Source organism: Halomonas sp. (assembly GCF_033549285.1).
Classification (GTDB): Bacteria; Pseudomonadota; Gammaproteobacteria; order Pseudomonadales; family Halomonadaceae; genus Halomonas.
The window spans coordinates 75,161-88,708 of sequence record NZ_JAWSUJ010000004.1 but is presented as its reverse complement, the minus strand read 5'-3'; the positions used below and the strand labels follow the sequence as shown (position 1 = coordinate 88,708).

The following is a 13,548-nucleotide window of genomic DNA, read 5'->3' as shown; positions in this document are numbered from 1 at the left end:
TCCTGGCAGAACAGCACGCACTCGCCGGCCTCGCGGCCCGGCCGCAGCAGCAGCAGGGCCTCCGGTTCGGGAAAGCCGGTCAGGTAGTGGAAGTCGCTGTCCTGGCGGAAGGGAAACTCGCTGTCCCGCGAGCGGGTGACCAGCGCCGCTCCGGGCAGCAGCACGGCGCTGCCGGCGGGTAGCCGATCCATCAGGGCCCGGCGGCGGGCACGGTACTCGTCATTGGTGATCGGGGCGGGGCGGGGCAGGGTCTCGGGGTGCATCACGGCTCCTGGGTGGGTGGGGTTGTGTGGCCGGCCTCAGTGGCGGGTGGGCGCGTCGACCTGCTCGACCTGGGGCTTGCCGGGATGCTGCTCGGTGTAGAGCAGCATGGCGGCCATGCGCGCGTGCTCGGTGAGGGCGAAGAGGTCGTTCTCGTTCTCCGCACTGTCCTCGATATCGGTCTCGATGCCCGTCAGGTCCTCGAGGTCCGCAAGGGCCTCGCGCAGGGCCGCCGACCAGGCACGGCGGGGTTCTTCGCCGGCATCGGCCACCACCTCGAGGAAGCCCAGCGTCCACTCCTGCAGGCCCAGGGCGCGCTCGGCCAGGGAGAAGAGCTCGTCCGGGAGCAGGGGTTCGAAGTTGAGCTCGGCGGCGGAGAGGGCCTCGAGGGTCTGGCGGCGCCAGCCCAGCAGCCGCTCGGCGCTGGGCTCGTCGCGGGGCTGGTCGACCCCGAGGCTCAGGCAGACCTCTTCCAGCCAGGCCTCGGGGGTCAGGTCATGCAGCGCAAGCTCGGCGCAGAGGCGCCCGTCGAGGAAGGCCGGTGATTGCATGCTCCCGTGGAGCAGGAAGGTGTCGGCAATGGTCGAGAAGTCCTGGCGTTCGTTGATCAGTGACATGGCAAGTTCCGCTGGTGGGGCCGCCGGGCGCGTTGACCGCCCGCAAACGGCTCTCTTATAGTGACTGGCATTCAATCTGTGGCCTCGATGTTAACGCATCGGCTCCCCAAGACGCGCACCCGGTGTGCGACCCCACCCCCTGGCCCTTTCCGGAGCCTGCCATGACCGAGCCCAAGCGGCCCACCACCGAGATCACCCTCCTGGAGCGCAGCTATGCCATCGCCTGCCCGCCGGAGGAGCAGGACAAGCTCGAGCGGGCTGCCCGCTACCTCGACCGCGCCATGCAGGGCATCCATTCCCGGGGGCGGGTGATCGACCGCGAGAAGATCGCCATCATGGCGGCCCTCAACATCGCCCACGAGCTGCTCGAGGCCCTGGATGACCAGCGCGCCGGCGAGCAGAGCCTCAGCGAGCTCAATGCCCGCCTTGAGAAGGCGCTGGACGCCATGCCCGAGCGCTGAGCCGACGCAATCATCCCTTTGGCCCCGCCCGTGCCTCTGTTAGGATGAAGGTGTTCCCTGGGGTGTTTGCCAGTCGTTATCGTCCCTCGAGCCTATGCGCAGTACCCAGGGGGCCAAATGCTAGCCGGACCCGTGTGCATGTCCGTGCGTCGGAAAGCCTGACGGTTCGGCTGCGGCCACCCACCTTGAACCACTGGGTTCAAGGGCCAGAACGACAGCGGCACTCTGGGGAACCCTCATCCGACATGACCCACATGCAGGATACCGCCGCCGCCCTGACCGACGACGCCCGTCGCCGGCTGAGACGTGAATTGCGCCTGCGCCGACGCGAGCTGAGCGCCGACGCCCGCCGTGACGCCGCAGAACACCTCTGCCGACACCTCCGCCAGCTGCCCGAGATCCATCGCGCCCGCCGCCTGGCCCTCTACCTGCCCAATGACGGCGAGATCGATCCCACCCCGCTGATTCCCTGGCTCGAGCGCCGTGGCGCCCGCGTCCATCTGCCGGTCCTCAAGCCGCTCTCCCGCAATCAGCTGTGGTTCGTTCACTACCATTCGGGGACGCCTATGGTGGCCAACCGCTTCGGCATCCCGGAACCCCAGACCCGCCACGGGGCGCATCGCGCCCGGCGCACCCCGGCCTGGGCCCTCGACGTGATCCTGCTGCCGCTGGTGGGCTTCGATGACCAGGGGCAGCGCATGGGCATGGGCGGCGGCTTCTACGATCGCACCCTGGCCTTCACCCGCCACCCGGGGCCGCGCCCTCGCCTGATCGGCCTGGCCCACGACTGCCAGCGGGTCGAGCGCCTCCCTGCCGCCCCCTGGGACGTGCCGCTGGACGCCATCGTCAGCGATGCCCGGGTGATACGCCCCTGAGCTGAGGACCCCTGTCACACGAACGACGAAGGCCGATGCAGATGCATCGGCCTTCGTCATCAGGCGGTTCCGGTCGTGGCTGTTTCCAGCCGGCTTGCGGGGGCATCAGCCACCCGCCAGCGCCTGGGCATAGCCGGTCGCCACGACCCCGATGCCGAACACCAGCACCAGTGCCATGACCAGATCGGGCTTGCGCTTCATTGTCGACTCCGTGGAAGGCAGGACCGCGAGGGTCATTGTGGATGTTGTTGTCGGGTCACCGCGAGTGGGCGGTAACGCCGTGACTATAGGTCCTGATGCCGGCGTATGACAACCGGCATACTTAGGGTGTTACATTTTTAAACACTCGGCACCCCGCGGCTCCACGGTGAGTCAGCGCTCACTCGGCGCCACGGGGATGGCCCGAGGTCAGGCCATGAAGAGCCGGTAGGCCGGATTGTCGCTCTCCTTCCAGTAGCGATAGCCGATATCGTCGAAGTACTCCTCGACGTGGGTGCGGTCGCCATTGGGCACCTGCATGCCCACCAGCACCCGGCCATAGGCGGCCCCGTGGTTGCGGTAGTGGAACAGCGAGATGTTCCAGTCGTGGGGCAGGTGGGTGAGGAAGTTCATCAGTGCCCCGGGGCGCTCCGGGAACTCGAAGCGGTAGACCTCCTCGTCGAAGTGCTCCTTCGGCCGGCCACCCCCCAGGTGGCGGATATGCAGCTTGGCCAGCTCGTTGTCGGTGAGGTCCTCCACCGGGTAGCCGGCGCCGCGCAGCTTGTCGATCACCGCCTGGCGGTCCTCGCCGCCGGGCTTCACCTGGACGCCGACGAAGATGTGCGCCTTCTCGGGGTCCGCGTAGCGGTAGTTGAACTCGGTGACCATCCGCTTGCCGATGGTACGGCAGAACTTCTTGAAGCTGCCGGGCCTCTCGGGAATGGTCACGGCGAGGATCGCCTCGCGCTGCTCGCCGAGCTCGGTGCGCTCGGCGATGTGCTGCAGGCGGTCGAAGTTGGTGTTGGCCCCGGAGTTGATGCAGACCAGCGTCTGATGCTCGGCACCGGTCTGCTGGATGTACTTCTTGAGGCCCGCCAGCGACAGCGCCCCGGAGGTCTCGGAGACCGCCCGGGTATCCTCGAAGATGTCTTTCACCGCGGCACACATCTCGTCGGTATTGACGGTGATGACGTCATCGATCAGGTCGCGCAGGATCGAGAAGGGGATCTCGCCGATCTGCGCCACGGCCACGCCCTCGGCGAAGACCCCCACCTGGTCCAGCACCACGCGCTCCCCGGCGGCCAGCGCGGCCTTGAGGCAGGCGCTGTCCTCGGACTCCACCCCGATCACCTTGATCTCGGGCCGCAGGTACTTGATGTAGGCGGCCATGCCGGCGATCAGGCCACCACCGCCCACCGGCACGAAGATGGCGTCGATCGGTCCGCCATGCTGACGCAGGATCTCCACGGCGATGGTGCCCTGGCCGGCGATGACATCGATGTCGTCGAAGGGCGGGATATAGGTATAGCCGTGCTCGGCGATCAGCTCCTGGGCATGGGCCGCCGCCTCGGCGAAGGCATCGCCCTTGAGCACCACCTTGGCGCCCCGCGCCCGCACCGCCTGGACCTTGATCTCCGGCGTGATGCGGGGCATCACGATCACCGCCTTGACGCCCATCAGCTTGGCCGCCATCGCCAGCCCCTGGGCATGGTTGCCCGCCGAGGCGGCAATCACGCCCTGGGCCTTCTGGGCCTCGCTGAGCTGGGCCATCTTGTTGTAGGCGCCACGGATCTTGAAGGAGTAGACCGGCTGCAGGTCCTCGCGCTTGATCAGGATCTGGTTGTTGAAACGGCGGGAGAGGAAGGGGGCCGGGGAGATCGGCGTTTCCCGGGCGGCTTCGTAGACCCGGGCCTGGAGAATCTTCTTGACGGTAGCTTCGAGCATCCTGATATCCCAGAGGCGTGACGCGGGGCGGCAGATCTTGCTGCGCTGCAGAGAACCCCTATTGGTAGCATTGCGGTGGCCATGGCGTCCAGCACCCGCCAGCGGCATCGCCTATAATGGCGCGGCATTCGCCATCCATCCGACAGCGAGCACCACATGACCCAGGACGAACTCAAGGACGCCGTGGCCGCCGCCGCCATCGACGAGGTCCGCCCCCGCCTCGAGCGCGACACCATCCTCGGCATCGGCACCGGCTCCACCGCGAACCGCTTCATCGACCGGCTGGCGGCGCTGCGCCATGACTTCCGCGGCGCCGTGGCAAGCTCGGAGGCCAGCGCCGAGCGCCTGCGCAGCCACGGCATCGAGGTCTTCGAGCTCAACGAGGCCGGCACCGTGCCCTTCTACATCGACGGTGCCGACGAAGTGAACACTCACCTTCACATGATCAAGGGAGGCGGAGCGGCCCTGACCCGGGAGAAGATCGTTGCCGCCTGCGCCGAGCGCTTCATCTGCATCGCCGACGCCTCCAAGAGGGTCGAGCGGCTGGGCCACTACCCGCTGCCGGTGGAAGTGATCCCCATGGCCCGCTCCTACGTGGCCCGGGAACTGGTCAGGCTGGGGGCCGACCCGGTCTATCGCCAGGGGGTGGTCACCGACAACGGCAACCAGATCATCGACTGCTTCGAGTTCATGATCGACGACCCGGTGGCCATGGAGGCACGGCTCAACGCCATCGTCGGCGTGGTCACCAACGGCCTGTTCGCGGCCCGCGGTGCCGATGTACTGCTGCTGGGCACCGAGCAGGGCGTTGAGCGCCTGCTGCCCGCCTGAATTCACATGCCAAAGTAAGGGCTCACTCCGCCTGCATGAGGCCTTCCAGGCCATCCAGGGTACGCGCCAGGGCGCCCCGGTTGGCCGCGACCACCTCGCGGCCGGCCTCGGCGAGGCGGCGGCGCTCCTCCCGGTCGCCGAACAGGCGCAGCAGTTCGGCGGCCAGTGTCTCGCCGTCATCGACCTCCACCAGGGCCCCGGCCCCGCGCATCACCTCGGCTACGTCCTCGAAGTTGGCCAGCGCCGGCCCGGTGAGCACCGGGATGCCCTGGGCGGCCGGTTCCAGCAGGTTGTGCCCGCCGATCGGCACCAGGCTGCCACCGACGAAGGCCAGGTCGGCCGCGCCATAGAGCGCCAGCAGCTCCCCCATGGTGTCGCCCAGATAGACCGCCGTATCGTCCCCGGGCCACTGGTCGCGCGAGCGTCGCGCCAGCGTCAGGCCCGCCTGGCGGCACCGCGCGGCCACGTCGTCGAAGCGGCGGGGGTGGCGGGGCACCAGGACCAGCAGGGCATCGGGCAGCCGCTCGCGCAGGCGGACATGGGCGGCCAGCACCTGCTCGTCCTCGCCCGGGTGGGTGGAGCCGGCCACCCAGACCGGCCGGCTGCCGAGCCGGGTGCGCAAGCGCTCACTCACCTTGCGGGCCTCGCCATCGGTGCCGATATCGAACTTCAGCGAGCCCACCACGTTGGTGCGTGCCGGCGCCATGCCCAGGTCGGCGTAGCGCCGGGCATCGGTCTCGGACTTGGCCGCCAGCCAGGCCACATGGCTCAGGGCCTCCGCCATCAGGGGGCGCAGCCGCCGATAGCCTCGGAAGGCGCGGGACGAGAGACGGCCGTTGACCACCGCCACGGGCACCCCCGTCCGGTCACAGGCGGCCAGCAGGTTGGGCCAAAGCTCCGTCTCGAAGAAGATGGCGAGTTCGGGGCGCAGCCGGGCGACGAAGCGACGGGCCGCACCGGGGAAGTCCAGTGGCACGAAGTGATGGCTCACTTCGCCCTCATCCCACGAATCACGGCGATTCCCAGCGAGCGCCAGCACCCGCTCCGCCCCGGTGGCGGTCATGGTGGTGATGACCAGGCGGTGACCAGGCCAGCGCTGCCGCAGCGCCTCGATCAAGGGCCGGGCGGCCTGCACCTCGCCCACCGAGGCGCAGTGCAGCCAGAGGGTACGCTCCCCCTGGCCTGCGGGCGGGATGAGGCCCAGCCGCTCACGGCGCGACCGCCCGGGCAGCTGCTCGCGCCAGACGCGTCGCCAGATCAGCGGCGCGAGGAGGTAGAGGAGCGCCGCATAGCCCCGACGGATCCAGGGTCGTGGCGCCAGCATCAGGTCTCGCGGTCGAGGATGGTGGAGATCATCGCCGTGGTGGAGACGCCATCCTCGAAGCCCAGCACCCTGACCTCGCCCCCCGCCTCGCGGACGGCCGCCCCGCCGGCGATCTCCTCGGGACGATAGTCACCGCCCTTGACCAGCACGTCGGGCAGCACCGCCTCGATCAGCCGCTGGGGGGTGTCCTCGCCGAAGGGCACCACCCAGTCGACGGCGCCCAGGCCGGCCAGCACCTGCATGCGCCGCGCCAGGGGATTGATGGGTCGCTTGGGGCCCTTGAGGCGGCCGATGGAGGCATCGTCGTTGACCGCCACCACCAGCCGGTCACCGAGGCGTCGTGCCTGCTCCAGGTAGGCGACGTGGCCGGCATGCAGGATGTCGAAGCAGCCATTGGTCATGACCACCCGCTCCCCGCGGGCCTGGGCGGCACGCACCGCCTCGATCAGCGCAGGCTCCTCGATCACCCCGAACTCGGCCAGCTTGTCGCCGTGCAGGGCGGTATAGAGCTCGGCGATGGACAATGTCGCGGTGCCGGGCTTGGCCACCACCAGGCCGGCGGCCAGGTTGGCCAGGGTCATCGCCTCGGCGAAGCCGTGTCCGGCCGCCAGCGCCAGGCCCAGCACGCCGATCACGGTGTCGCCCGCCCCGGTGACGTCGAAGACCTCGCGTGCCCGGGTGGGCAGGTTCAGGGGCTCGTGCCCCTCGCGAATCAGCGTCATCCCCTTCTCGCTGCGGGTGATCAGCAGCGCCTCCAGCTCCAGCTCGGCGCGCAGCGCCTCGCCCCTGGCGGCGAGCTCGGCGTCGTCCCGACAGTGGCCCACCACGGTCTCGAACTCGCCCAGGTTGGGGGTGATCACGCTGGCCCCGCGGTAGCGGCTGAAGTCGCTGCCCTTGGGGTCCACCAGCACCCGCTTGCCGGCGGCCTTGACCAGCCGGATCAGCGCCTCGACCTGGTTGAGGGTGCCCTTGCCGTAGTCGGAGAGGATCACCAGGTCGCAGTCGGGCAGGGCCGCCTCGACTCGTGCCAGCAGCCCGGTGGTGTCGACGTCGCCGAGGCCCTCCTCGAAGTCGAGGCGGATCAGCTGCTGGTTGCGGCTCATCACCCGCAGCTTGGTGATGGTGGGAATACCGGGGCTGCGGTCGAAGTGTGTGCTCACTCCGGCATCCTCCAGCCGGGAGGCCAGCCGGTCGGCATTGTCGTCGTCGCCCACCAGGCCGGCCAGGGCGGCATGGGCGCCCAGGGAGGCGATGTTGAGGGCCACGTTGGCGGCCCCCCCGGGGCGGTCCTCGGCCTCGTCGACCCGGACCACCGGCACCGGCGCCTCCGGGGAGATGCGCGAGGTGCCGCCATGCCAGTAGCGGTCGAGCATGACATCTCCCACCACCAGCAGGCGGGAGCGCTCCAGGGCGGTCAGGTCAAGCTTCATCGGGGGACTCCGTGTCCTGTGGGGTCTCGGGTAGGGCCAGCACTGCCTCGAGGCGGTCGATCACGTCCTCGGCACGAATCAGCGACATGGCATCCGGGTGACGGACCCGCTGGCCCCAGGAGAGTTCCGCGGGCTCCTTGTGCAGGAAGGTACGCGCGGCGTCCGCATAGCGGTCGACCACGAAGTCGCGCCAGCGGTAGGGGCCGGCACGGTCGGGATTGGTGGTGGCGTAGAGCCCCACCACCGGGGCACCCAGGGCATTGGCCATGTGCACCGGGCCCGAGTCCGGGGCGATCACCGCCCGGCTCCCCCGGATCAGTGCCAGCAGACCCTTGAGCGAGGTCTCGCCGATGACATCGATCACCACCCCCTCGGGACAGAGGGCCTGGATGCGCTCGCCGAGCTGGCGCTCCTGGGTGCTGCCACCGCCGGTGAGCACCGTCTTCAGGCCGTGCTGGCGCCAGGCATGCTCGATCACCGCCGCATAGCCCTCGGCGGACCAGTTGCGGAAGTTGCGCAGGCGCGGGTTGGCGCACGGGCTGATCAGCAAGTAGGGCGACTCCCCGGTAATCTGCCGCGCCTCCTCCACGGCCGCCCCTGGCACCGGCAGGTCCCAGGCCAGCGAGAGGTCCTCGACGCCCAGCAGGCGCGCGAAGTCGAGGTACGACTCCAGCACATGGGCCCGGGGATGGGGTGCCAGGTGGTGCTGGGTGAACCAGTGCTGGGCATCCTTGGCACGGGCCTTGTCGTAGCCCACCCGCACGTCGGCCTTGAGCCCCAGGGAGAGCACGCTGGCCCGCAGCGCCTGCTGCATGTGCAGCAGCACGTCGAAGCGGGTATCGGCCAGCTCGCGCCACAGGGCGCGCATGCCGGCAAGCCCCGTCGCCTTGTCATAGACGACGAACTCGACCCCGGAGAGGCCCGCCAGTAGACTGTGCTCGCCCTTGCCGATGATCCAGGTGAGCCTCGCCTCGGGCCACTGGCGCTGCAGGGCACGCACCGTCGGCACCAGGTTACAGACATCGCCCAGGGCGGAGAGCCGCAGTACGCAGATATGCTGGGGTCGGGCGGGCAGAGGATGCTTCATGCGGTTGGCAACGTATCGAGCGGGAAAGATTTTCATTCTATATGATGCGGACAGTTTATGTGACGCCGACCGGGGGTCACAAACGGTGCCGCCCATCCCCCCGAGCGGCTTCGATCCCGCCTGCTGGCGCGACGCTGGTCGGGTCATCGGCGAAGCCCCCGGTCGCGGGGCCAGCCTCTTCCTGGATGCCAGCCCCTTCGAGGCAGGCGCCCAATGGGTGCTCAGGCCCTATCGTCGCGGCGGTCTCATCGCCCGGCTCAGCGACGACCGCTACCTGTGGACCGGCGTGGAGCGGTCCCGCGCCTTTCGCGAGTGTCGCCTGACCGCCGACCTGCATGCGCGCGGCCTGCCCGTCCCTCGGCCGGTCGCCGCTCGGGTGACCCGCCATGGCCTCACCTATGAAGCCGCCCTGATCACCGAGCGCATCCCCGGTGCCCGCGCCCTGGCAGACCTCCTGCAGCAGGACGATGCCGGCGTCGCCCTGCTGGCGCGCGTCGGCACCACCATCCGGCGCTTCCATGATGCCGGCCTGGATCACGTGGACCTCAACGCCCGCAACCTGCTGGTCGACCCGCTGGGCAAGGTGTGGTTGATCGACCTCGACCGCTGCCGGCTGCGCCCCGAGGGCGCCTGGCAGGCCGGCAACCTGGCGCGTCTCGAACGCTCGCTGGCGAAGTTCGGTGCTCCCGGGGCCATGGCGACCATCCGCGAAGGCTATGATGCGTCCTCGAAGGCATCGGCATAAGCCGCCACCAGCCCCTGTACATGAACCTCCAGGCTGAAGTGAGCATTCACCTTTTCTCGGGCCGTCTCTCCCAGGCGCTGCCTCAGCGTGACGTCGCAGGCCAGCTCCCCCAGGGCGTCACGCCAGGCCAGGGGATCATCGGGCGCGGCGAGGCGACCCGTCTCGCCATCGATGAGTTCGGGAATGGCCCCGCTGTCGGCGCCGACCACGGCCTTGCCGGCGGCCATGGCCTCGATCACCGTCAGACCGAAGGCCTCGTTGCGCGACGGCACGCAGACGATGTCGAGGGCCTCGAACAGCCTCGGCAGGTCGCTCCGGAAGCCGGCGAAGGTCACCCGGTCCCCCAGGCCGAGTTCGGCCACGCGGTCGCGCAGTTCGGCCACGAAGACCTCGCTGCTGCCCTCGTCAGCGGTCAACCCGCCGATCAGCACTCCGTGCCAGGCAAGCGTCGGATAGCTCTCGGAGAGCCTGGCCAGCGCCTCGATCCAGATGCCCTGGCCCTTGCCCGGCGTCAACCGGCCTGCCAGGCCGATTGCCACCGCCCCGGGCGGAATGCCGAGGGAGTCGCGCAACGCCTGCCGTTCTTCACCGGTGAGGCGCGGCACATAGGGTGCCGGGTCGATGCCCAGGTAGAGCCGCCGGATGCGCCCGGGCGGCAACGGAAAGGCCGCCAGGTTGCGCTGCAGGGTCGCCTCGCTGATGGAAAAGATGCGTGTCACCTTGCCGTAGGCCCAGCGATGGTAGGGATCCTTCTTGGGACGCGTGACGCCCATATGGTCGGTGAAGAAGAGGCGCAGCGAGGGACGCAGGGTGACCAGCAGCGCCCCCAGGCGCAGGTCGCTGGACTTGTGGCAGTGGAGTACCCGGATATCGTGGGCCTTCAGGTACCCGAGCAGGCGCCCCACCCCCAGCAGGGCCTGGCCGCGGGAGGCCACGGTCAGTGGCGTGACGCCGGCCTCGACAAGGCTGGCGGCAACCCGTGAACCCGCCAGCGCCAGGCCGTGGGCCTCCCACCCCTGCCGCCTAAGCTCGGGTATAATCCGCGACGAATACATTTCCAGTCCGCCCCAGCCGTTCGAGAGGCAGATATGCATGACCTTGCGCGACAAGGCGATCTCCTTTGCGGTGACGGGGCTCGGGAGCCCGGATGATGACACTTGGCCCTGCCGGCGGTGACGACAACCGCCCTCGCCTGCTGGTGGTTCGCAACGACAAGCTCGGGGACTTCATGCTCGCCTGGCCGGCACTTGCCTGCCTCAAGGCCGCCGATTCGGCGCCCCTCGTCAGCGTCCTGGTTCCCGCCTACACCGCGCCGCTGGCCAGGCAGTGCCCCTGGATCGACGAGGTGCTGGTCGACCCCGGTGACGCCGGCGGCCGAGCGGGGCGCCAAGCGCTGCTCCAGCGCCTGCGCGAGGCGCGCTTCGATGCCCTGCTCACACTCTTCTCCACCCCGCGCATCGGCTGGCTGGGCTGGCGGGCCGGCATTCCCCTGCGCCTGGCCCCGGCCACCAAGTGGGCCCAGCTATTCTACAATCGACGCATCGTGCAACGCAGGTCCCGCTCCGAGAAGCCGGAGTACCTCTACAACATGGAGTTGGCCGAGGCCCTGCTTCGGGAGCTCGGTCTCGCACTGCCGGCACGCCCCGAGCCACCCTACTGGCCGCTTCCCGAGGGGACCCGCGAGGCGCAGCGGAAGCGCATTGCCCACGAGTTGGGCCTGGAGAGCGCGCGCCCCTGGCTCTTCCTGCATCCCGGCAGCGGCGGCTCGGCCGTGAACCTCACCCTCGAGCGCTATGCGACCCTGGTGCTGGGCGTGGAGGCGCGACTGGCCGAGGCGAGTCGACCCGCCCCGGCCTGGGTGCTCACCGCCGGCCCCGGCGAGGAAGCCGCGGCCGACCGGCTCCGCGAGCGCCTGGTCGGCGAAGGGGTAACGGCAGGCCTGCTGCCCCCCCGCCGCGGGCTCGATGACTTCGCCCTCAGCCTGTCGGCCGCCGACCTGTTCATCGCCGGCTCCACCGGCCCCCTGCACATCGCCGGCTGCCTGGATCGCCCCACCGCGGGCTTCTATCCGTCCCGCCGCTCTGCCACCCCGCTGCGCTGGCAGACCTGCAATGCCGAGGCCCACCGACTGGCCTTCTGCCCGCCAGCCGGGGCCAATGAGCGCGACATGGAGAGCATCGACCTGGAGGCCGCGGCGAGCCGGATCGCCGACCACCTGCGCCACTTCCCGACCCGCGAGACGACCCCATGACGCCGATCACCGGAATCATCATCACCCTCGATGAGGCGGAGAACATCGCCGACTGCATCGCCTCGCTGCGCCCCGTCTGTGACGAGATCATCGTCGTGGACTCGGGGAGCCGTGACGATACCGTGGCGATCGCCGAGCGTGAAGGGGCCACCGTCATCCATCAGCCCTACCTCGGTGACGGCCCCCAGAAGGCCTTCGCCGTGCCCCGGGCGCGCAACGACTGGATCCTGGCCCTGGATGCCGACGAGCGCCTCGAGGAGGATGCCGTCGCGGCCATCCGGGCACTAGCCCTGGAGGATCCCGACAAGGCCTATCGCTTCAAGCGCCGCAACTTTGCCGGCCACCACTGGATCAAGGCGGCCGGCTTCTACCCGGACCCGGTGACGCGACTCTACAACCGCACCACCTCGGGTTACCTGCCGAAGAAGGCCCACTCCTCCGTGCAGGCACCACAGGTCCTGGACACGGGGGGCCATATCCGGCACTTCACCTACCGCGACCTCTCCCACTGGATCATCCGCATCGACCAGCTCTCGAGCCGGGATGCCTGGGCGATGAAGCAGCGGGGAAAGAAGCCCTCCCGCTGCCGTCCGACCTGGCATGCCGTGAGTGCCCTGTTGAGGAAACTGATCCTCAAGGGAGGCCTGTTCCAGGGCGGAGACGGGATGACGGTGGCCGTGACCACCGCGTTTCATGCCTACATGAAGTACGCCAAGCTCAACGAACTCCATGAGAAGGAGCGGGCCGATCACTCGGAGCCAGGCTGAGAGCTAGGCGATCGACCCCGCCAACTGCCCGTCATTAACCCGGGGCGATGGCAGGGCATCGCCGAGTTCAGTCGATGGGGCGTTTCACCACCTCGATGCTCTTCTGGTGACGTGTCCACTTCCCTTCTGCCTTGTCGATATACTGGAAGTGCTCGTTGGTGAAGCTTCCCTGGTTGCAGGCATAGCGGTAGGAGACAGTGGGAACGTCCCGCCCCCCAAGGATCCGCTTGAAGACCCCGGGTCCCGTCAGGTCATAGACGCCCCTGATGACGTTCTCCTCGATGTTGTCCCGCACTGCCTGGATCAATTCGGCAAGGTGGGGGTTGTCTGGCCGGCTGGCGATGAAGTAGTTGCTGATCTCTCCACGCCGGTTGGTGATGTAGAGCTCCTGCATGTCCGTCGGGACGATCCCCTCCAGCGGCCATACCAGGTGGGCGTCGATATCGAGATAGACACCGCCGTGCTCTTGCAGCACCAGCAGCCGCCAGAAATCTGCCTGTGCCGCGCCGATCTGCAGCCAGGCATAGTGCTCGAGGATATCCGTCGAGTAGTGCTCCCTGATAAAGCGTTCCCGAGCCTCTGTCACCATGAACCGATAGGCATGGTGCGGCGCCATCAGGCGGTTGAACAGGTAGTTGAGATAGACGGGCAGCGTCACCTCGGCGGTGAAGTTGGTCTGCCAGATGATGCGCGGAATGCCCGCCGGCTTGCGGGTCGCAAGCAAAGGCGGCGCCGCCTCGGGCAGGGTGAATCGCTTGCCGGGAAAGAGGGCATGAAAGGGGTAGCACGCGAGCTTCAGCAGGTTGGCCACCAGCTTGATGATACGACTCGTCAGCAGGATAAGGGCAGGTTTCAACAGCGGCTCCTCCAGGCCAGTGGCCACGGACAGGACCATGGCAGGATCACGATATCCGCGCGACAGCATACCCGAATAGTCTTGCAGGAATCGGCGCAGACCTGAAGCGTCCGGGGCCCT

General features: G+C 68.8%; 14 protein-coding genes and 1 other RNA gene. 7 read left to right on the top strand and 8 right to left on the bottom strand.

Going from position 1 to position 13,548, the window contains the following annotated elements; all coding sequences use genetic code 11:
* Positions 1 to 263 (bottom strand): aminopeptidase P N-terminal domain-containing protein (locus tag SCI24_RS02020; protein ID WP_318723727.1); only part of this gene is annotated, 263 nt, incomplete at its 3' end.
* A gap of 36 nt (positions 264 to 299) precedes the next feature.
* Complete coding sequence (locus SCI24_RS02015) at positions 300 to 878, bottom strand: YecA family protein (protein ID WP_318723726.1); 579 nt, start codon at positions 876 to 878, stop codon at positions 300 to 302.
* Positions 879 to 1,039: 161 nt separating this feature from the next.
* Between SCI24_RS02015 and SCI24_RS02010 the strand changes: the two genes are divergently transcribed.
* The 3 genes from SCI24_RS02010 (at position 1,040) to SCI24_RS02000 (ending at position 2,214) form a co-directional block, all read left to right on the top strand.
* Positions 1,040 to 1,339 (top strand): cell division protein ZapA, encoded by a 300-nt coding sequence (locus SCI24_RS02010; RefSeq protein WP_318723725.1) that lies wholly within the window; start codon positions 1,040 to 1,042, stop codon positions 1,337 to 1,339.
* A 51-nt stretch (positions 1,340 to 1,390) separates the two neighbouring features.
* A non-coding RNA gene (gene ssrS, locus SCI24_RS02005) (6S RNA) lies at positions 1,391 to 1,575 on the top strand.
* Positions 1,576 to 1,584: 9 nt separating this feature from the next.
* Positions 1,585 to 2,214, top strand: a complete 630-nt coding sequence (locus tag SCI24_RS02000) for a 5-formyltetrahydrofolate cyclo-ligase (RefSeq protein ID WP_318723724.1) — start codon at positions 1,585 to 1,587, stop codon at positions 2,212 to 2,214.
* 408 nt (positions 2,215 to 2,622) lie between these two features.
* Here the strand turns inward: SCI24_RS02000 and ilvA are convergent, their stop codons facing one another.
* Positions 2,623 to 4,137, bottom strand: coding sequence for a threonine ammonia-lyase, biosynthetic (ilvA, locus tag SCI24_RS01995; RefSeq protein ID WP_318723723.1), 1,515 nt, complete (start codon positions 4,135 to 4,137; stop codon positions 2,623 to 2,625).
* A gap of 156 nt (positions 4,138 to 4,293) precedes the next feature.
* Here ilvA and rpiA point away from each other — a divergent pair, with 156 nt between their 5' ends.
* On the top strand, positions 4,294 to 4,968 hold the full coding sequence (gene rpiA, locus SCI24_RS01990) for a ribose-5-phosphate isomerase RpiA (protein ID WP_318723722.1): 675 nt from the start codon (positions 4,294 to 4,296) through the stop codon (positions 4,966 to 4,968).
* Between the two features lie 22 nt (positions 4,969 to 4,990).
* Here rpiA and waaA read toward each other — a convergent pair whose 3' ends face one another.
* The 3 genes from waaA to SCI24_RS01975 are packed head-to-tail and all read right to left on the bottom strand — an operon-like array spanning position 4,991 to position 8,809.
* Positions 4,991 to 6,292, bottom strand: a complete 1,302-nt coding sequence (waaA, locus tag SCI24_RS01985; protein ID WP_318723721.1) for a lipid IV(A) 3-deoxy-D-manno-octulosonic acid transferase — start codon at positions 6,290 to 6,292, stop codon at positions 4,991 to 4,993.
* A complete protein-coding gene (gene hldE / locus SCI24_RS01980; RefSeq protein ID WP_318723720.1) occupies positions 6,292 to 7,722 on the bottom strand; it encodes a bifunctional D-glycero-beta-D-manno-heptose-7-phosphate kinase/D-glycero-beta-D-manno-heptose 1-phosphate adenylyltransferase HldE in 1,431 nt (476 codons plus the stop codon). Before hldE ends, waaA begins: the two co-directional genes overlap by 1 nt.
* The gene (locus SCI24_RS01975; RefSeq protein WP_318723719.1) at positions 7,712 to 8,809 is read right to left on the bottom strand and encodes a glycosyltransferase family 9 protein; all 1,098 of its coding nucleotides are present in this window, start codon (positions 8,807 to 8,809) and stop codon (positions 7,712 to 7,714) included. The genes hldE and SCI24_RS01975 overlap by 11 nt, the downstream gene beginning before the upstream one ends.
* Here SCI24_RS01975 and SCI24_RS01970 point away from each other — a divergent pair.
* A complete protein-coding gene (locus SCI24_RS01970) occupies positions 8,808 to 9,554 on the top strand; it encodes a 3-deoxy-D-manno-octulosonic acid kinase (protein WP_318723718.1) in 747 nt (248 codons plus the stop codon). The two genes, SCI24_RS01975 and SCI24_RS01970, sit on opposite strands and share 2 nt — an antisense overlap.
* Here SCI24_RS01970 and SCI24_RS01965 read toward each other — a convergent pair.
* Positions 9,524 to 10,663 carry a glycosyltransferase family 4 protein gene (locus SCI24_RS01965; protein WP_318723717.1) on the bottom strand — a complete coding sequence of 380 codons (1,140 nt, stop codon included), beginning with the start codon at positions 10,661 to 10,663 and terminating at the stop codon, positions 9,524 to 9,526. The genes SCI24_RS01970 and SCI24_RS01965 overlap by 31 nt on opposite strands.
* Positions 10,664 to 10,704: 41 nt before the next feature.
* On the opposite strand from SCI24_RS01965, the gene SCI24_RS01960 reads away from it, so the two are divergent.
* Positions 10,705 to 11,805, top strand: a complete 1,101-nt coding sequence (locus tag SCI24_RS01960; protein ID WP_318723716.1) for a glycosyltransferase family 9 protein — start codon at positions 10,705 to 10,707, stop codon at positions 11,803 to 11,805.
* Positions 11,802 to 12,572: a glycosyltransferase family 2 protein gene (locus tag SCI24_RS01955; RefSeq protein WP_318723715.1), complete on the top strand. Its 771-nt coding sequence runs from the start codon at positions 11,802 to 11,804 to the stop codon at positions 12,570 to 12,572. Before SCI24_RS01960 ends, SCI24_RS01955 begins: the two co-directional genes overlap by 4 nt.
* A gap of 67 nt (positions 12,573 to 12,639) precedes the next feature.
* Here SCI24_RS01955 and SCI24_RS01950 read toward each other — a convergent pair whose 3' ends face one another.
* The gene (locus SCI24_RS01950) at positions 12,640 to 13,428 is read right to left on the bottom strand and encodes a glycosyltransferase family 32 protein (protein WP_318723714.1); all 789 of its coding nucleotides are present in this window, start codon (positions 13,426 to 13,428) and stop codon (positions 12,640 to 12,642) included.
* Positions 13,429 to 13,548: the final 120 nt, after the last annotated feature.

Coding starts and splice junctions, on each gene's coding strand:
- SCI24_RS02000 (WP_318723724.1), top strand. CDS start 1,585: ATGACCCACATGCAGGATACCGCCGCCGCCCTGACCGACGACGCCCGT.
- rpiA (WP_318723722.1), top strand. CDS start 4,294: ATGACCCAGGACGAACTCAAGGACGCCGTGGCCGCCGCCGCCATCGAC.
- hldE (WP_318723720.1), bottom strand. CDS start 7,722: ATGAAGCTTGACCTGACCGCCCTGGAGCGCTCCCGCCTGCTGGTGGTG.
- SCI24_RS01975 (WP_318723719.1), bottom strand. CDS start 8,809: ATGAAGCATCCTCTGCCCGCCCGACCCCAGCATATCTGCGTACTGCGG.
- ilvA (WP_318723723.1), bottom strand. CDS start 4,137: ATGCTCGAAGCTACCGTCAAGAAGATTCTCCAGGCCCGGGTCTACGAA.
- SCI24_RS02015 (WP_318723726.1), bottom strand. CDS start 878: ATGTCACTGATCAACGAACGCCAGGACTTCTCGACCATTGCCGACACC.
- SCI24_RS02010 (WP_318723725.1), top strand. CDS start 1,040: ATGACCGAGCCCAAGCGGCCCACCACCGAGATCACCCTCCTGGAGCGC.
- SCI24_RS01955 (WP_318723715.1), top strand. CDS start 11,802: ATGACGCCGATCACCGGAATCATCATCACCCTCGATGAGGCGGAGAAC.
- waaA (WP_318723721.1), bottom strand. CDS start 6,292: ATGCTGGCGCCACGACCCTGGATCCGTCGGGGCTATGCGGCGCTCCTC.
- SCI24_RS01970 (WP_318723718.1), top strand. CDS start 8,808: ATGCGGTTGGCAACGTATCGAGCGGGAAAGATTTTCATTCTATATGAT.
- SCI24_RS01960 (WP_318723716.1), top strand. CDS start 10,705: ATGACACTTGGCCCTGCCGGCGGTGACGACAACCGCCCTCGCCTGCTG.